This window comes from Microlunatus elymi, from assembly GCF_007362775.1.
In the GTDB taxonomy this organism is placed as follows: Bacteria; Actinomycetota; Actinomycetes; order Propionibacteriales; family Propionibacteriaceae; genus Microlunatus; species Microlunatus elymi.
On sequence record NZ_CP041692.1, the window covers coordinates 4,759,508 to 4,777,282 of the forward strand.

General features: G+C 66.3%; 16 protein-coding genes. 9 read left to right on the forward strand and 7 right to left on the reverse strand.

Going from position 1 to position 17,775, the window contains the following annotated elements; genetic code table 11:
* Positions 1-70: 70 nt before the first annotated feature.
* Positions 71-376, forward strand: coding sequence for a hypothetical protein (locus FOE78_RS21735; RefSeq protein ID WP_143988113.1), 306 nt, complete (start codon positions 71-73; stop codon positions 374-376).
* A gap of 24 nt (positions 377-400) precedes the next feature.
* A complete protein-coding gene (locus FOE78_RS21740) occupies positions 401-1,489 on the forward strand; it encodes a mechanosensitive ion channel family protein (RefSeq protein WP_143988114.1) in 1,089 nt (362 codons plus the stop codon).
* Here FOE78_RS21740 and FOE78_RS21745 read toward each other — a convergent pair whose 3' ends face one another.
* Positions 1,490-2,539, reverse strand: a complete 1,050-nt coding sequence (locus FOE78_RS21745; RefSeq protein ID WP_143988115.1) for a Gfo/Idh/MocA family protein — start codon at positions 2,537-2,539, stop codon at positions 1,490-1,492.
* 166 nt (positions 2,540-2,705) lie between these two features.
* On the opposite strand from FOE78_RS21745, the gene FOE78_RS21750 reads away from it, so the two are divergent.
* Positions 2,706-3,719: a LacI family DNA-binding transcriptional regulator gene (locus FOE78_RS21750; protein WP_143988116.1), complete on the forward strand. Its 1,014-nt coding sequence runs from the start codon at positions 2,706-2,708 to the stop codon at positions 3,717-3,719.
* Here the strand turns inward: FOE78_RS21750 and arfA are convergent.
* Entirely contained in the window at positions 3,706-5,217 is a 1,512-nt protein-coding gene (gene arfA, locus FOE78_RS21755; RefSeq protein WP_143988117.1) for an arabinosylfuranosidase ArfA, read from the reverse strand. The genes FOE78_RS21750 and arfA overlap by 14 nt on opposite strands.
* A gap of 142 nt (positions 5,218-5,359) precedes the next feature.
* On the opposite strand from arfA, the gene FOE78_RS21760 reads away from it, so the two are divergent.
* From FOE78_RS21760 to FOE78_RS21770, 3 genes are read left to right on the forward strand one after another with little or no spacing between them, the layout of a single operon-like run.
* Complete coding sequence (locus tag FOE78_RS21760; RefSeq protein WP_143988118.1) at positions 5,360-6,121, forward strand: SDR family oxidoreductase; 762 nt, start codon at positions 5,360-5,362, stop codon at positions 6,119-6,121.
* Between the two features lie 17 nt (positions 6,122-6,138).
* Positions 6,139-7,101 carry a phosphotransferase family protein gene (locus tag FOE78_RS21765; protein ID WP_143988119.1) on the forward strand — a complete coding sequence of 321 codons (963 nt, stop codon included), beginning with the start codon at positions 6,139-6,141 and terminating at the stop codon, positions 7,099-7,101.
* Between the two features lie 25 nt (positions 7,102-7,126).
* On the forward strand, positions 7,127-7,642 hold the full coding sequence (locus tag FOE78_RS21770) for a GNAT family N-acetyltransferase (RefSeq protein ID WP_143989008.1): 516 nt from the start codon (positions 7,127-7,129) through the stop codon (positions 7,640-7,642).
* On the opposite strand, the gene FOE78_RS21775 is transcribed toward FOE78_RS21770, so the two are convergent.
* From FOE78_RS21775 to FOE78_RS21790, 4 genes are all read right to left on the reverse strand, one after another.
* Complete coding sequence (locus tag FOE78_RS21775) at positions 7,632-8,489, reverse strand: carbohydrate ABC transporter permease (RefSeq protein ID WP_143988120.1); 858 nt, start codon at positions 8,487-8,489, stop codon at positions 7,632-7,634. The genes FOE78_RS21770 and FOE78_RS21775 overlap by 11 nt on opposite strands.
* A 4-nt stretch (positions 8,490-8,493) precedes the next feature.
* Positions 8,494-9,429, reverse strand: a complete 936-nt coding sequence (locus tag FOE78_RS21780) for a carbohydrate ABC transporter permease (protein ID WP_143988121.1) — start codon at positions 9,427-9,429, stop codon at positions 8,494-8,496.
* Entirely contained in the window at positions 9,426-10,739 is a 1,314-nt protein-coding gene (locus FOE78_RS21785; protein WP_143988122.1) for an ABC transporter substrate-binding protein, read from the reverse strand. The genes FOE78_RS21780 and FOE78_RS21785 overlap by 4 nt, the downstream gene beginning before the upstream one ends.
* A gap of 86 nt (positions 10,740-10,825) precedes the next feature.
* Complete coding sequence (locus FOE78_RS21790; protein WP_143988123.1) at positions 10,826-12,703, reverse strand: glycoside hydrolase family 127 protein; 1,878 nt, start codon at positions 12,701-12,703, stop codon at positions 10,826-10,828.
* A 197-nt stretch (positions 12,704-12,900) separates the two neighbouring features.
* On the opposite strand from FOE78_RS21790, the gene FOE78_RS21795 reads away from it, so the two are divergent.
* The 3 genes from FOE78_RS21795 to srmL all read left to right on the forward strand — a co-directional run bounded on the left by FOE78_RS21795 (position 12,901) and on the right by srmL (position 15,891).
* The gene (locus FOE78_RS21795) at positions 12,901-13,980 is read left to right on the forward strand and encodes a LacI family DNA-binding transcriptional regulator (RefSeq protein ID WP_143988124.1); all 1,080 of its coding nucleotides are present in this window, start codon (positions 12,901-12,903) and stop codon (positions 13,978-13,980) included.
* A gap of 48 nt (positions 13,981-14,028) precedes the next feature.
* Positions 14,029-14,427, forward strand: a complete 399-nt coding sequence (locus FOE78_RS21800) for an NUDIX domain-containing protein (RefSeq protein WP_143988125.1) — start codon at positions 14,029-14,031, stop codon at positions 14,425-14,427.
* 243 nt (positions 14,428-14,670) lie between these two features.
* On the forward strand, positions 14,671-15,891 hold the full coding sequence (gene srmL, locus FOE78_RS21805) for a PheS-related mystery ligase SrmL (RefSeq protein WP_143988126.1): 1,221 nt from the start codon (positions 14,671-14,673) through the stop codon (positions 15,889-15,891).
* Positions 15,892-15,917: 26 nt separating this feature from the next.
* On the opposite strand, the gene FOE78_RS21810 is transcribed toward srmL, so the two are convergent.
* Complete coding sequence (locus FOE78_RS21810) at positions 15,918-17,669, reverse strand: DUF2207 domain-containing protein (RefSeq protein WP_143988127.1); 1,752 nt, start codon at positions 17,667-17,669, stop codon at positions 15,918-15,920.
* Positions 17,670-17,775: the final 106 nt, after the last annotated feature.

Sequence of the window (17,775 nt, forward strand, 5' to 3'; positions counted from 1 at the left end):
TTTCGCACACGCACGCCCACCTACACTGACGGGCGTGCTCGGGATCAAGATCGCGTCGGCTTCGGCCGCCATGGCTGCCATGGTGGGCCTGGCCGGTTGTTCCCATACCAGCCTGACCACCGAGGACGCGTACAAGATCGGCTGTCCTGCGATCGACGCCACCGCGGCCAGCGGCTCGGTGGCCAACGAGGTGGCGGTTTCGACGCTGCGGGAGATCCGCGATCATGCGCATCCGTCCAAGCAGACCAAGCACTGGTTGAACGCCGCGATCGACCTGCTCACCTCGGACCATCCGAGTGAGGCGTCGAAGCAGACCAAGAAGATGATCATCGACGGCTGCAAGCGCAACGGCTACCCGCTGCAGAATCTGAAGTAGCCGCCGTCGGTAGGTTATGGGGGCATGTCGTTCTCCCATCTGATGTACGCGCTGGTGCTGGCGGCGATCGCGGTGGCCGGAACACTCCTCGGCGTCACCGCGGTGACCCTCGTGCTGCGCGTCCGACGTCAGAAGTGGCCGCGCGCCTGGCGCGGCTGGGCACGGCTGCGCAGACCGTTCGCGCTGGCGCTGTGCTCGGTGTTGGTCTTCGTGATCGCGCAGTCCGCACTCCCCAAGGGCGACTGGGAAGACGCCGTCCGGCACGTCACGCTGATGCTGGCGATCGCCGGAGTCGTCTGGCTGGCCGCGACGATTCTGCTGTACGCCCTCGCGGCAAGCGAGGAGCGACTGCTGGAGCGCTACAGCGTCGACCGGGACCGCCGCCGCGCGCAGACCAGATTCCGGCTGACCCGCCGGTTGATCACGGTCGGGTTCGTCATCGTCGGCATCGGCTTGGTGTTGCTGACCTTCCCCGCGGTGAATGTTCTCGGAGCCGGCGTGTTGGCATCGGCCGGAGTTCTGGGTGTGGTCTTCGGCATCGCCGCGCAATCCAGCCTCGGCAACGTCTTCGCCGGCATCCAACTGGCCTTCTCGGATGCGATTCGCCTCGATGACCTGGTGGTGGTGGAGGACGAGTCGGGTCGGATCGAGGACATCACGCTGACCTACGTGGTGGTCCGGATCTGGGATGAGCGACGGCTGATCCTGCCGTCCGCGTACTTCATCACCACCCCGTTCACCAACTCGACCCGGACCGGAACCGAGTTGAACGGAACGGTGACCTTCGAGCTGGACTGGCGGGCCGACATCGACGGCATGCGATCACGGCTGGACGAACTACTGCACAACACTCCGTTGTGGGACGGCCGCTCGAAATCGTTGCAGGTAACGGAATCGATCGGTGATCGGCTCACCGTGCGGATCGTCGCCTCGGCCGGCGATTCGGGTGACCTGTTCGACCTGCAGTGCTTGATCCGCGAGACGCTGGTGCGGTGGCTGCGCGAACACAACCCCGAAGGACTTCCCGTGCAACGGATCCTTCGCACCGACAACTCCGACGTGTCAGCGGGAGAAGGCGCTACAGCGCATCCTGACGCTGACAAGTCGGTGTGATCACTGGGCAGCGCCGCGCAGGGTGGCGTTCTGCTGGGCCACCAGGGCCAGCCGCATGGTCTCGAAGGTGTGTTCCTGCGGGGCCGCCGTCTCGGTCCGATTGCGTACGTCGTTGACCACGTCGGCGTAGTAGCTCAGCTCGACGTCCGAGGAGTCGACGTACTGGGTGCCTTCTTGGTCAACAAGGAAGAGGTGGTTGCCGCCGTCGCGGCCGGCGATGTCGACGTACTTGCGCATCTCGATGTAGCCCTCGGTGCCCAAGATCATCAATCGGCCGTCACCCCAGGTCGGCAAACCCTGCGGGGTGTACCAGTCGACCCGGATGTAACCCTGCGCGCTCTCGCTACGCAGCAGGATCTCGCCGAAGTCCTGCAGACCTGGGGTGTCCGGGTTGGCGAAATTGCCGACCGTGCTGCTGACCACCTCACCCTGGGTCGAGCCGGTGAACCAGAGGAACTGATCGATCTGGTGGGAGGCGATGTCGGCCAGGATGCCGCCGTAGCGGGATTTGTCGTAGAACCACTCCGGTCGTCCGGCGCCGCCGGCCAGGTGGGCCCGGTCGCCGATCCGGTGTGGGCCGAGTCCGAGGGTCTGCACCACCTTGCCGATGCGCCCTTGCCGGACCAACTCGCCGGCCTTGGTGACGCACTTGACCCCGAACCGCTCGGAGAAGGTGACCGACCAGAACCGGCCGGTCTCGGCGACGGTCTTCTTGATCTCCTCGAGTTGATCAAGACTGATGCAGCCGGGTTTGTCGGTGACGACGTCCTTGCCGGCCTGCATCGCCTGGACGGCGATCGGGCCGCGCCGGTCGGGTACCGCAGCGGTGGTGATCAGATCGATCCCGTCGGCCTCGATCAGGTCGCCGGGATTGTCGAAGACGCGCGCGTCCGGGTACTTTTCCCTGACCTGCTTGGCCACCGACGCATCCGGGTCGTCGGTAGCCAGACCGACCAGTTCACAGCCCGCGTCGAGAAGGCCGGCGATCTGGCCGAAGATGTGGGCATGATCAAGTCCGACCGCGGCAAAGCGGACAGGCTGCGAGGTCATCGTCGTCCTTTCGACAGGGGTACGCATCGGGGTCGTCCCGACGGGCGCTGGCCAGTCTGCCGACGATTCCGTCGAGTTCCTACCTGTTGCACTGTATTGCCAGCCTCGGCTCGACTGCAAACGTTTGCGAGTACAGTGCGATCACCGGTCGACGGAAGGAGTGGCGATGGCGCCCGACCGCGCGACTCCGACCATCCACGACGTCGCGGCCGCAGCAGAGGTTTCACCGGCCACCGTGTCCCGTGCGTTGTCGCGTCCGCAACTGGTGGCCGAGGCCACCGTGCAGCGGGTGTTGCTGGCGGCCGGCAAGCTTGGCTACTCCCCCAGTCCGCAGGCGCGGTGGCTGCACACCGGCAAGTCCAACGCACTGACGCTGGTGCTGCCCGACATCACCAACCCGTTCTTCTTCGACCTGATCCGTGGCGCCCAGCACGAGGCGGCGGGGGCCGGCTACACCCAGGTGCTGGTCGACACCGAGGAGTCTGCGGACCAGGAGCGCGATCAGCTGATCGCCGCTCGGAACGCCTCCGACGGAGCGGTGCTCGGCGGCTCGCGGCTGCCCGGAGCGGCCCTGGGCGAGCTCGCGGCGAAGTTTCCGCTGGTGCTGGTGAACCGGCAGGCACGCGGGGTTCCGAGTGTCGTGATCGATACCCTGCCGGCGCTCACCGAGGCCGTGGATCTGCTGTTCCGGTTGGGACATCGGCGGATCGGCTATCTCGGCGGGCCGGAGTCGGCCTGGTTCGAGCCGCGCCGCTGGCAGGCGATCCGGACCGCCGCAGTTGATCATGGAATGAGTTGCCGGCGGTTGGGTTCGCAACCGCCGACCCGGGCGGCAGGCGAGGCAGCGGCCGCGGAGGTTGCGGTCACCGAGGAGACCGCAGTGATCACCTACAACGACCTGCAGGCCCTCGGATTGCTGCACGGCTTGGAAGAACTGGGGGTCTCGGTGCCCGACCAGGTGAGCATCGTCGGCTGCGACGACATCTTCGGAGCCGACCTGACCAAGCCCGCCCTGACCACGGTGTCCGGTGCCGCGGAGCAGGCGGGCGAACTCGCCACCCGGGCGCTGGTCGACCGGCTGCGTACCGGCGAGGCGCCCCGACGGGTGAACCAGGTCGTACCGGCGAAGTTGATCATCCGCAACTCCACCGGCCCCAGCTCGGTGGCTAGGCGAGGGTGAGGGCGGCCCAGGACAGCGGCGGGAGCTCGACGGTCAGGGTGCCGTTGTCGATCTTGTACGAGGTCAGCTCGGCCAGGGCGACTCGATTCTGATCATCCTTGGTGTTGGCGGCCAACCTGTCGGAATCGGCCAGCACAAAGGCATCCTGAACGGTCGCACCGGACAGTCCGGCAAGATCAACGTCGACGGTGCTGGCGGCCTGATGATCACGGTTGACCAGGAACAGGCTGGTCACACCGGACTGATCATCGTGGGTGGCGGCCGCATCGATGCTGTTGACCACGCCGTACTTGGCGGTGTCGTGGGTGTCGGAGTCGACCCGCAGCCGCAGCGCCGAACTGACCGCCCGGCGAGCGGTCTCGGCGAACGGGAAGAAGGTGGTCTGCCGCCAAACGTCGCCGCCGGGCTCGGTCATGATCGGAGCGATCACGTTCACCAACTGGGCCAGACTGGCCGCCTTGACCCGGTCCGCGTGATTGAGCAGCGAGATCAGCAGATCGCCGACCACGACCGCGTCGGTGAGGTTGTAGACGTCCTCCAGGATGCGCGGCGCCTGTGGCCAGTTGTCGATGCCGCGGATCGTGTTCTTCTCCGCGTCCCGGCGCAGATACCAGACATTCCACTCGTCGAAGCTGATGTTGATCCGTTTGTCGTTCTTCAGCTCCGCGCCGACGCTGTCCGCGACGGCCACCACCGACTCGATGAACCGGTCCATGTCCACCCCGGAGGCGAGGAAGCTGTCAAGATCATCTTCGCCCTCCTCGTAGTAGGCGTGGCAGGAGATGAAGTCGACGTCTTCGTAGGTGTGCCGCAGCACCGTACGTTCCCAGGAGCCGAAGGTCGGCATCGCCCGGCTGGAGCTGCCACAGGCGACCAACTCGACCGACGGGTCCAACTGCCGCAATCCCTTGGCTGTCTGGGATGCGAGCTTGCCGTAGTCGTCGGCGTTGCGGTGACCGAGCTGCCACGGACCGTCCATCTCGTTGCCCAGGCACCACATCTTGATCTTGAAGGGATCCGTTGCCCCGTTGGCGATCCGCTGATCGGCCAGCGCGGATCCGGACGGCACGTTGCTGTACTCCAGCAGGTCGATCGCCTCCAGCACGCCTCGGGTGCCGAGGTTGATCGCCATCATCGGCTCGACACCCGCCTGTTCGGCCCAGGCCGCGAATTCGTGCAGGCCGAACTGATTGGTCTCGGTCGAGTGCCAGGCAAGATCGAGCCGGGTCGGCCGCTGATCGCGCGGGCCGACACCGTCCTCCCAGCGATAGCCCGAGACGAAGTTGCCACCGGGGTAGCGAATGGTGGTCACTCCGAGCTCGCGGACCAGCTCCAGCACGTCGGACCGGAAGCCGTCGGCATCGGCCCGCGGGTGACCGGGCTCGTAGATCCCGTCGTACACACATCGGCCGAGGTGCTCCACGAAAGAGCCGAACAGGCGCCGGTCGATCCGTCCCACCTCGAATGCCGGATCGATCGCAATCCGCGCGCGTGCCATCTGTTTCTCCTTCTCGCTGAAGCCTTCGGGCCAACGCCCGACACTACGCTAGTACATCGTTGTAACGCACACATCCTCGTGCCACTCCCCGGCGCCGATTAGTGTCGGCACCACACGTTGACCACGCTGCCGAGGACCTCGCATGGCTGTTGCCACACCGTTCGATCTGACTGGACGAACCGCGCTGATCACCGGCGGTGCCCGGGGCCTGGGCCGCGGCATGACGGAAGGGCTGCTTGACGCCGGCGCCGACGTGATCAGCGTGCAGCGCGGGAGTGTTCCGGACTCCGTGGAGCAGCACGCGGTCGCAGCCGGTCGCCGGCTGACCTCGCTGCGAGTCGACCTGAGCAACCGGCAGCAGATCGCCGACCGGGTGGCGCCGCTGCTGGCCGAGCAGCAGGTGGACATCTTGATCAACAACGCCGGACTGCAGCACCGCGAGGACTCCGTCGACTTCGCACTGGATGCCTTCGACCGGGTGCTCGACGTGAACCTGCGGGCGGCTTTCCAGCTCAGTCAGCTGGTCGCCCGGCCGATGCTCGAGCGCGGCTACGGCAAGATCATCAACATCGCGTCCATGGTCAGCTTCTCCGGCGGCTATCGGGTGCCGGCCTACGCGGCCAGCAAGGGCGCGATTGCCCAACTGACCAAGGCTTTGTGCAACGAATGGGCGGGGCGCGGGATCAACGTGAACGCGATCGCGCCCGGCTACATGGACACCGAGATGAATGAGGCGCTGATCGCCGATCAGCAGCGCAACAGCGAGATCACCGCGCGGATCCCGGCGGGTCGTTGGGGCACCGGCGGCGACCTCGCGGGCGCGGCGGTGTTCCTGGCTTCAGCGGCCAGCGACTACGTCCACGGTGCGATCATCCCGGTCGACGGCGGCTGGTTGGCGCGCTGAAGCTGGATACTGGGCCGGTGACGCCCGACCAACTGACGTACGACGATGTCGCCGACTTCCTGGTCGACCGGATCGGCGAGGTTCGTGATCTTGAACCGTTGACCGGTGGCGCCTGGTCCTCGGCCTGGGCCTACCGGTGCGGTGACGAGGAACTCGTCGTCCGATTCGGCAACGAGCGGACCTGGTACGAGGCCGACCGGACGGCAATGGGGTTCGCCGGAACGGATCTGCCGGTGCCCGAGGTTCGCGAGGTCGGCAGCACTCCGTCCGGCGGCGCGTACGCGATCTCGGTCCGCCACCACGGGGAGTTCCTGGAGGACACTCCGGTCGAGCGTGGCGCCACGGTCGGGCCGACGCTGACCCGCTTGCTGGTGGCGCTGTTCCGGATCCGGGCGGACGCGCAGGCGCCGGTGATGTGGCATCAGGGCGGCCCGCCGGCCGCGAGCTGGCGCGACTTCCTGCTGGCCGGGCTGCGCGACGATCCCGGAAAGATCGTGCACGGATGGGGTGCGATGCTCGCGGCTGACCCGAAACTCGGGCCGTTGGGCGCTGCCGCCACGGCTCGGGTGACAGAGCTGGTGGATGCGTGCCCGGAGCGCCGCGATCTGGTCCACGGCGACCTGTTGCACGGCAACGTGCTGGTCAGTCCGGACAGCCGCCAGGTCGAGGCGGTGCTGTCGTGGAAATGCTCGGTCCGCGGCGATTTCCTGTACGACGCCGCCTGGTGCACCTTCTGGTCGCCCTGGCACCCGGGCATCGCGGCCGCCGACCCGCTGACCCGGCTGCTCCAGGATGCGGCAATCCGCGCAGATCCGGCGGCCCTGGTCGATGCCGCCGAACGCCACCACTGCTACGAACTCCAGATCGGCTACAGCCACCTGGGCTGGAACATCTGGACCGACAACCGCCAAGCCCTGAAGGAAACCGCCGATCGTCTGGCCGAGGTTCTCGAGCGCGGCCCAGTCCGGTTGCAAATGTGATGCTTCGCGAGGAGCTGAGTTGATCATGGCCATCGACACCAATCCTGTCGTGCGGGTTGCGGTGCCGAACGATGTCGCGGCGATCTGCCAGTTCGGACTCGAGCACATCCCGACGCATTACGCGCCCTTGATCGGAGCGCAGGCCGCGCAAGATCAAATTGATCGGTGGTGGAACGAGGCCTACCTCGCCAACGCCGTAGGAAGCGGTCAGGTAGTCGTCGCCGATGCTGCCGGCGAGCTGGTCGGTGTCGGGCAACGTGGCCTGGCAGGCGAAGATCACGTCATCTACAAGTTGTACGTCCATCCCGACTGGCGCGGCCACGGGCTGGGCCCGCGCCTGATCGAGGGACTCGTCGATCAGCTGCCACCTGATACGGATCGGATCTATGTGGAGGTCTTCGCTTCCAACGAGCGAGCCATCGCGTTCTATCAGCGCGAGGGCTTCACCTTGAGAGGCACCACCTCGAACCCGGCCGGAGGCCCGGCTATGGCGCAACAATGGCGGGCGCGAGAACTACCGCGCAGCGCGGTCAGCCCTTGACGGCGCCGCTGGCCAGACCACGAACGTAGAACCGCTGCAGGGCCGCGTACAAGATCACGCAGGGGATCATCGCGACCACCGCTCCGGCCGCCAGCAGCCCGTAGTCGACCTGCCCGTAGGCACCCTGCTGCAGGTTCACCAGGTTGACCGGCAAGGTGAAGCGATCCGGATTGGTGATGAAGACCAACGCACCCAGGAACTCGGTCCAGGACACCAGAAAGGCGTACAACGCGGTGGTCGCGACACCGGGCACGACCAACGGCCAGAGCACCGAGAACAGCGTACGCAGCGGCCCGGCGCCGTCGACGTGACTGGAGTCCTCCAATTCGCTGGGCAAGCCGCTGAAGGAGTTGCGCATCACGAACACGCCGAACGGCAGGTTCACCGTGGCGTAGAACAAGATCAGTCCCAGCAGGTTGTTCGTCAGCCCCATCGCGTTGAGCTGCAGATACAGCGGGGTGAGGATCGCCTGGAAGGGCACCATCATCGACAGCAGGATGGCCGCGAACAGCACCGGCGATATCCGGAACCGGAACTTGGCAAACCCGTAACCGGCGAACAACGCCAGGGCCGAGCACAGCACCGCAGCACCCAGGGAGACGATCAGACTGTTCAGCACCGAGCGGCCGAGATTGCTTTCGGAGAAGAGTTTCGCGAAGTTGGAGAAGGTCAGGTCGAAGAAGGTGTTCGGATCCGGTGGCGCACTGATCACGTCGCTCGGCTGCATCGAACGCAACAGCGCCCACAGCAACGGCACCACGATGATGATCAAGGTCAGGATGCCGCCGACGGCGTAGAGGACCTGTTTGGTCGGTGTGTCTCGTTCTACCCCACTGATCGCAGCCATCGGATCAATCCCTTTCCCTGAGCAGCCAGAACTGCGCCGCCGTGATCAGTCCGACGATCACGACCAGTACCAGTGACATGGCCGTCGCCGCACCGAGTTGGAGTTGCACGAAGCCACGGCGGTAGATCTGCAGCACGACCGTCGTGGTTGCCGAGCCCGGCCCGCCCTGGGTCAGGATGAAAAACTGGTTGAACGCCAGGAACGAGCCGATCACCGAAATGATCAAGCTCAAGGCGATCTGCTGGCGCAACAACGGGATCGTGACCTGCCGTTCACGGCCCCACCAGCTGGCCCCGTCGATCTCGGCGGACTCGTACAGATTCGCATCGATGCCCTGCATCCCCGACATCAGCAACATCATGGTGAGACCCGAAACGGCCCACACCACCAGGACGCAGATCAGCCCGGTGCCCAGCGGACCACTGACCAACCAGGCCGTCGATCCGTCGGTGATGCCCAGCGCCTTGAGTACCAGGTTCACCGCACCGCTGTTGGGCTGAGCCTCCAAGACGGCCAGGAAACTCAACGTCGCCAGGCCCACCACGTACGGCAGGAAGATGATCGTCCGCAGCACCTTGGCACCGCGTCGGTTGGATCGCACCATCACGGCCAGCAGATACCCCACAACGAGGATCGGGCCGGTGACGATGCCGGTGTAGATCAACGTGTAGAGCAGCGACCAGCCGAACGCCGGATCGGTGAAGATGTCGGCATAGTTCTTCAGACCGATGAACCGGTAGTTGCCGATCAGCGGGAAGTTCGTCAACGAGATGAAGATCGCGCCGACCAGAGGTGCCAGCGCGAAGACGGCAACGAAGACCACCGCCGGCAACACCATCAGCAAACCGACCCTCGGCGGATGGGTCAGCGAGTAGCGCTTGGCGGCTGCCTGATCCGAGGTCGCGTTCTTGACGCCACTGGGCTGTACGGCGGTGGTCATGCTTGTGCCTGCTTCAGGAGTCGGTTGTATCCGGATTCGGCGGCCTGCATCGCGGCCTCGACCTGGCCGGAGAAGACGGCACGCCGGAACATGGCCAGCCACGGGCCGTCGGCCTGGTTGTAGATCACGTTGTAGGCCAGCGTCTTGGGCGCGTATCCGGCATCCAGATGGGTTGCGGTGAGCACGGCCAGTGGGAAGCTCCTCCGGAAGTCGGCCGTGATCGCATCGGACCGGATCGGCACGAATCCCGACTTCGGAAGTTGCTCCTGCTGCTCGGGCGCGACGCAGAAGGAGGCGAATTCCCAAGCTGCGCTGGGATTCGGAGCCCCGTTCAGCATGCACAGATTGTCGCCGCCGTCGAAGAACGCGCCGCCGCCGTCCGGTCCGGGAAGCAGCCGGACCTCGAGCTTGTCCAGAAAGGACTTCGAGGCGCCGTTGACGACGCTCTGGAAGTTGCCCGGAAACATCCCGATGGTCCCGGCGCGGAAGTCGGCTCCCCATTGGGTGCCACTGTCGGCGTAGCTGCCGGGTGGCACGAGCTTCTCCTGCCACAGTGAACGCATGAACTTCAGCGTCTCGGTGACGGCGTCGTTGCCGACCAGATTGGCCCGCTGATTGCCGACCGGGCCCGCGATCAGATCGGTTTGTGCGGCCCAGATGTGCGGCTGGACGGTGAATCCGAGGATGCCGGACGAGTTGCCGGCGTAGGTCCAACCGTAGATGTTGTCGCCGAGCCGGCTGATCTTCCGGGCGGCGTCCAGCAGTCCGTCCAGCGACTTCGTCGCTTGGTCAAGATCAACACCGGCGCGCTCGAAGAGTTCGGTGTTGCAGAACAGCACCGAGTTGTCAGCCAGCAGAGGTAACCCGTAGATCCGCTTGTCGATCGTTGCCAGCCGCAGGTGCCCCGGGCTCAGCGCGGACCGGTTGGGAATCCGGGACACCGGATCGGTGATGTCGGCAAAGGCTCCGCGTGAGCTGAACAGCAACGAGTTGATGTCGTCGAAGTCGACCATGTCCGGGACTTCGCCGCTGCGGATCGCCGTGGCGAGCTTGGTGACGAACTGGCCGTCCGGGACCGGCGTGATCCGGACCGAGATCCTCTGCTGTCGCTGGTTGAACGCGTCGGCGAACGCTTGGATCCCGGCCTGGGTGGCGCCGCGGCACCAGATCTCGACCTGGCCGGTTCCGCCCTGGCCGAAGCCGGCACCGGTAGTGTCGATCTTCGGCAGTGCGCCGGAACAGCCGGAGACAACGCCACCCAACGCGCCCACTCCAGCCAGCGCCAGCAGACTCCTGCGGGTCAACGACATCGCATCTCAGCTCCCTTGCCGATTCGTCCGACTTGTCAGCGTCACGACGCGCCATAGCGCTCTGAAATGCTGACAAGTCGGGGTTGTTACGCGGTGGGGATCCAAACCCGCATGGCCTGCGGGCCCCGGTTGCACCAGGCGTAGTACGGGATCGCGACCAGTTCGGTGTCGCGGGTCGCCGGCGCCGGGCGCGGGTGCGGACGCGATCCCGGCTGTTCGGTTGCCCGGTCGATGACCTTTCCCTGCGCAGTCACCACGACGATGCCGTCGAGCAGGTCGGATTGCTCCCGCTCGGCGAAGCCGGCGTCGGCGGTGATGGCAAGATCATCGGGCGCCACCCCGCCCGGCTGATCGGTCTTCTCCAGCGCGTAGACCAGCGGGCCGCGTTCGATCGCCAGGCAACCTCGTACGGCGTCGACGCGCGGGTCCGGCGCGGTCAGCCGCGGCCGCAGCGGCAACTCCAGGACAAGTTGATCATCGGCCTGCCAGGTCCGTTCGACGGTCGCGTAACCGCCGGCTTCGACCACTGCCCCGTCCACGGTCGCGTCCTCGGCCCAGGCCGGGATCCGGAAGCTGATCTTGGTCGCGGTGGCCGAGGCCTGTTCGATGATGATCTTGATCCGGCCGTGCCACGGGTAGTCGGTCTCGACCCGCAGCCTCAGGTCACCGGAGTCGATCAAGCCCGGCACGTACTGGTGGATCTGCACACCGCCGGCATCCGTGCTGGCGATGTAGCCTTCCAGGCTGGCGAAGGTGCGCATCACGTTCGGCGGGCAGCACGCACAGTCGAACCAACCGAGCCGACCGTTCTGCACGCTGCGCTGGGTGTCGGCCAGCGCATGATCACGATGTTGCAGCGGATTGACGTAGAAGTATTCGGTGCCGGGCAGCGAAACGCCTGCCAGGAAGCCGTTGTAGAGCATCCGCTCGATCTGATCTGCGTACGAGGACTTGCCGGTGGCCAGCAGCAATCGCCACGCCCACTGGATGCCACCGATCGCCGCGCAGGTCTCGGCATAGGCACGATCCGGCGGCAACTCGTACGGGTCACCGAACGCCTCACCCTCCCAACGGGAGCCGAGCCCGCCGGTCAGATACTCTTTCTCGTCCACCATGGCGGCGAACTGGGCCTCCAGCGCTGCCAGCAGTTCTTGATCATCCAACTCGGCGGCGACATCGGTCGCGCCGGCCCCGAGATAAACCGCGCGGACCGCATGCCCTTCGACCGTGGTCTGCTCGCGGACCGGCACCCGATCGGAGAAGTACGCCGGCTGGAAGCCGTAACCCTCGATCAGCCCCCTGCCGCGGGCCTCGACGAAGTAGCGAGCCAGCTCCAGATAGGCCGCGGTGCCGGTCTCCCGATACAGCTCGACCAACGCCATCTCGATCACCGGATGGCCGTCGACGTCGTGCCGCTTGTCCTCGCCGAAGGTGGCCACCAGGTGATCGGCGATCTTCATCGCGACCTCCAGCAGCTGCCGCCGGTCGGTGGTCCGGGCGGTGGCGACCGCGGCCTGGATGAGATGCCCGTAGCAGTAGAACTCGTGATGCTGCGGAAGATCGACGTAACGGCCGCCGTCGCGCGTCGGCACCATCGAGTTGAGGTAGCCGTCCTCCTCCTGCGCCGCCGCGATCAGCTCGACCACCCCGTCGATGTCGGCCAGCAGTCGCTCGTCGGCTTTGCGGCCGTACTCCCAGGCGGCCGCCTCCAACCACTTGTACACGTCGGAATCGGCGAAGATCGGGCCGACCGGCTGTCCGCTGGTACGGCCGGCGGCCAGTTCGAGGTTGAACAGGTTCTTCGCCTCGCCCAGCTGCTTCAGACCGGACGGGATGGCGGCGGCCCGGTTGCGTTCGGCGCGGGTTGCCCAGAGTCCGCCGGTGATCTTGACCTCCCCCGGCGACAGCGGGCGGTAGACGGACCGGGCCTGGTCGGTTGGCTGTGCGGGCCCACCTCGTGCCATCGAGCTACTCCTTCGTGGATCTGGATCCGGTCGCTGTCGACCGCGCAAGAAAGAAACGCAGGAAACACGTTTTCCGAAACGTTAGGGGCCTGGCCGCTCTATCGTCAATACCTGTACAGCAAGAAGTTCTTGGTTACGATGTGCGCCCACCCGCACAGCAGACGGAAACTGTGAGAACTGGTTCTGCAGGAGGCCAGATGACGAGCACCCAGCGGCCGGTTCGGATCACCGACGTCGCGGCGCTGGCCGGCGTCTCGCCCGGAACGGTGTCCAAGGCACTCAACAACACCGGCAGCCTGAAAGAGGCGACCCGGCAGCGAGTGCGGGCCGCCGCGGACAAGCTCGGCTTCGTACCCGACCCGGATGCGCGGTGGCTGGCGGCCCGGCGCAGCTACACGGTCGGCCTGCTCAGCGCCGATGCCGCCGGTCGTTTCAGCATCCCTGTGATGCTCGGTGCGGAGAATGCGCTGGCCGCCGGCGAGATGTCGGCGCTGCTCGCGACCACCCGCTACGACCCGGTCCGCGAGGCGTACCACCTGAAGGCGTTTCAGGCACGACGGGTGGACGGCATCATCGTCACCGGACGTACCACCGATCCGCGGCCACCGGTCGACGTCGACATCCCGGTGGTGTATGCGTTCGCACCGTCCAGCAATCCCGACGATGCGTCCGTGGTGCCCGACGACACCGACGGCACGACCAAGATCATCCAACACCTGCTGGCGACCGGACGGCGGCGGATCGCACACGTCGGCGGCCGGCCGCGCAAGCACACGTCGGAAGTCCGTGCGGCGGCAGCCGTCGCGGCGCTGGCTGATCACGGCCTCCGGTTGGTGTCCGAGCCGATGTTCGGTGATTGGAGCGAGAGTTGGGGGCGCCGAGCCGTTGATCAGCTTCTGCTGCGGCACGCCCTCACGGCAACTGGTGATCAACTTCTCGCCGCCGACCTGGTGCGCGCCGAACGACATCAGGCCGAGCTGTCCGATCTTGATCTCGGCCTGGACGCGATCATCTGCGGCAGTGATCAAATAGCCCGCGGCGTCACCGATCGGCTGCGTGAGCTCTCCATCGACGTGCCGGCGCAGCTTGCGGTCACCGGCTTCGACAACTGGGAGGTGATGGCGCTGTCCAGCCGGCCGCCGCTGACCACCATCGATCTCGGCCTGGAGGATCTCGGTCGCCGTGCTGCCGAGCAGTTGCTGGACGCGATCGCCGGCAACCCGCACCACGGCATCGAGTACACCCCGATGGAGCTGATCCCCCGCGCCTCCGCCTAACCGCGAGGAGCGACCCCTGCGGTCGCAGAAAACCCATAGGTTGGTTCTGTGACAAATCCCAAGGAACGGGCTGTCGCGATCACCATCGACGACGGACAGCTGCTCGTCATCCTGCGCCGGAAGGACGGGCGTTCCTACGCCGTGCTGCCCGGCGGAGGGATCGAGCCCGGAGAGTCGCCCCGCGAAGCCGTCGTACGTGAGCTGCGCGAAGAGACCCATCTCGAGGGGCACATCGAGCGAGAACTCTGGACAATCCGGCATCAGGATCGGCGGGCACACTACTTCCTGGTGTCCGTCGAGCGCAGCCGCCTGGTGCTGGGCGACCCCGAGGCCAGCAGTCAATCGTCGAGCAACGTCTACCAACCGACGTGGGTCGACACCGCGCGCGTCGACGACATCAACCTGCAGCCGGAAGAACTGCGCTCGCGCCTGCGCGAACTCCTCTGACCTGGCTGAGTGCCTCGGTGGGTCACGATGCACCGCAGCCCCACCAGCACAGGGAAATCCGCTACCGCATTCCGAACAGGCGGGCTAGCATCCCGGCATGCGTAGCGAGCGATTTCTTTGCCCCCGGCCGGGTCACGGCCGCGGGGTCGGTTGCGCACGCGCGCTGTCCTGACGGTTCTCCGTGTTGCCCGCCCGGGGGGGGCTTCGCCCTCATGATCACGGCAACCACTCAGGAGAACTTCCATGTCTGTAACAGATTCTGCGGCAACGCGACCGTCGACGAGCCGGCCGACAACGGCTCAGATCCAGACCGAACGGCGTTGGTCAGCACATCCTCTTCGCTACCTGTCGGCGGCAGAACTTGATCGCGCCCTGACTCTTCCCGATCTCACCGATCCCGCCGGCGGGACGCACGCGATCAACTTGATCGCCGCCGAGATCATCACGGCGCTGACCCGGCACTGGCGGATCGGTGTCGATCAGGTCCGAGTCCCGCCGCTGGTATCGGTGGCCGACAACTACGACCGGCTCGGCTACGCCGGCGCGGACGTCACCCGGGACAGCCGCTACACCCGCTACACCAGTCCGACCACGATGCTGCGCAGCCAGACCAGCGCCAACATCCCGTACGCCCTGCAGCGGTATGCCCAACCGCAGCACGCCGAGCATGATCAGCCGGTCGATGTGCTGATCACCGTTGCCGGCTTGGTCTATCGCCGTGACGTGGTCGACCGCACCCACGTCGGCGAACCGCACCAACTCGACCTGTGGCGACTGCGGTCCACCCCGGACACGACCGAGTCAGACCTCGAAGAGATGATCATGGTCCTGGTCGACGCGGTATTGCCGGGAGCGCGGTGGCGCACCACCCCGGCCACCCATCCGTACACCCTGCACGGGCGCCAGATCGACGTCCTGCAGGACGGTCAGTGGCTCGAACTGGCCGAATGCGGGCTGATCCATCCGCACGTCCTCGACAGCAGCGGACTGGATCCGAATCGATGGTCCGGGCTGGCGCTGGGGATGGGACTGGACCGCGCGGTGATGCTGCGCAAACGCATCCCGGACATCCGCTATCTGCGTTCGGCAGAACCACGGATCGCTGCCCAGCTTGGAGATCTGGAGCCTTGGCGACCCGTCTCGATGCTGCCGCCGATCACCCGTGACCTGTCCGTGGTGATCGACGAGGACACCGCCGACGAGACGCTGGGCGACGCGATCCGAGAGTCGCTCCAAGATCAGATCGACGACGTCGAGAGCATCGAGATCCTGCAGCGTACGCCGTACGCTCAGCTACCGCCGACCGCCCGGGAGCGTCTCGGACTCGGTGGTCATCAGCTGAACGCGCTGGTCCGCATCACCGTGCGTCCGTTGCAGCACACGCTGACCGATGAGCAGGCCAACGAGCTCCGCAACCGTGTCTATCGGGCGATCCATCGCGGCCCGCGACTCGAGCTCGCCTGAGTCTGGATCCACGCTGAGTCAGGAGATCAACGACTGAACAGGGTGCCGTTCACCGTGGTGACGAAGTTCTGCAGCGAGTGCGGCAGGTCCGACAGTTGCCAGTCGGACGGGCCGTGATACCAGCTGAGATCCTCGGGATCCGGATCGTCGTCGTCATCGGCGGCGACGATGCCGTCCAGCCAGCGGTCGGCACCGCCCAGCACCACAGCGTAGGGCAGCACCTCGGACAGTTCGGACAACTCGCGCCCGGCCGGCATCCGATCGGTCGGCGTGGTCAGCAGATCCGACCGCAACGCGCCCAGCCCGGCCAGCAGCGCCGAGCCCTGCGCCGTACGCGCCGGCATCTCCTGGCCGATGAACATCAGCCCGAGCGCGAGCAAGATCAACGTGATGCCGACCAGTCCGAACTCGGTGAAGATCGCCAGCAGCGCGGTGATCACCACCGCGACCACCAGCCCGGCCAATGCCGCCCGGGTCCAGGTGTTCCGGGTCGCATCCGGACGCCGCTGGAACCAACCGTTGGCGACCATCTCGTCGTACAGCGCCGATTGCACTCCGGCCACCGCGTCCTGATGCACCCGGGTGCCCAGCTCGGAGACCAGCACGCTCTCCCCCTGCGGCGCGACGGCTTCGAGCAGTTCGCGTTCGAAGGGGCGCAGGTCGTCCGGCGCCTCGCCCTCGGCGGCCCGGGTCAGCCGCCAGTCGGCGCGGGCGTACGTGCTCTGCCGCGGCAACTCGGTGATCAACACGTGCCCGCGGACAGCAAGATCAAGAAGACTGGCGGTGATGTCGATCGGGTCGACCCGCTCGTCCACCACGGTGCCGACGTGACCGGGCCGGATGTCGCCGACGATCCGGAACTCGGCCTGCCCCTCGGCCACCGGGACGAACTCGGCCGGCTTGTGAATCTCGTTGGTGGGTTGGGAATCCCGGCCGATCCGGCGATGCGCGACCAGCAGACCGATGCCGCCGAGCACCAGCAGTCCCAGCGCGATGCCCAACGGCAGCGGCTTGGCCGAGAACGCCCGCGCCACGGTCCAGTGCTCATCGATCTTCTCGTTGATGGCCACCACGCCGGCCGGGAAGCCGATGTCGATCGCGACCACCTCACCCGGGCCGCGCGGCCCGTCGGTGAAGGTTGGTGTGTTGCTCACTCCGGCCGAGGCGCTGGTGCACGGGGTGGTCGCGTTCGGCGGCCCGGAGGTGCATCGTACGTAGCTGAAAGCACCAGGGATGTTGATCTTGGCGTCGAACTTGTCGACCGGCATCGACAGCCCCTGCAACACCCGCCATTGAAGCGCCGGGGTGCCGCTCTCGTTCACCACCGCACCGGTCACGGTGTAGCTGAGGGTGGCCGACTTGGCACCGGCCGGGTCGAAGCTGACCGTCTCCAGGTCGCCGTCGGTCTTGATCTGTGGTGACAGCTGCTTCCCGTCGGCGGTGACACTGATCTTGCTGAGTTCGAACTCACGGCTGCGATTGCCGACCAGGGTCTCGCTGGTCTCGAAGGTCTGACTGACGTTGCCGGGTGCCGAGCCGGAGAAGGTGATCTGCTGGTCGACCCGGAAGGTGCCGTTCTTGTCCAGGGTGCCGGTCACGTTGACGTTGCTCGCCGAGCCCTCGGCATGGGCGATCCCGGCCGGGCCGAACATCAGTCCGCCGACCATGATCAACATTGCGCCGGCGGCGGTGGCGATCCGCCCGGCCGTCACCGGCCGGCGGCCGGCATTCGAGGTCCTCGACGACAGGTGCCGGAGCGCTCGGAGATGTCGTTGCACGAAAGGGCCCTTCTGGTTCCCGTACGCCTGCCGGTGCAGGTCAGTAACGCCGGTTGTCTGCCGGAAACTATCGCACAGACAGGCCGCAGAGCCTCAGACCCCGGCT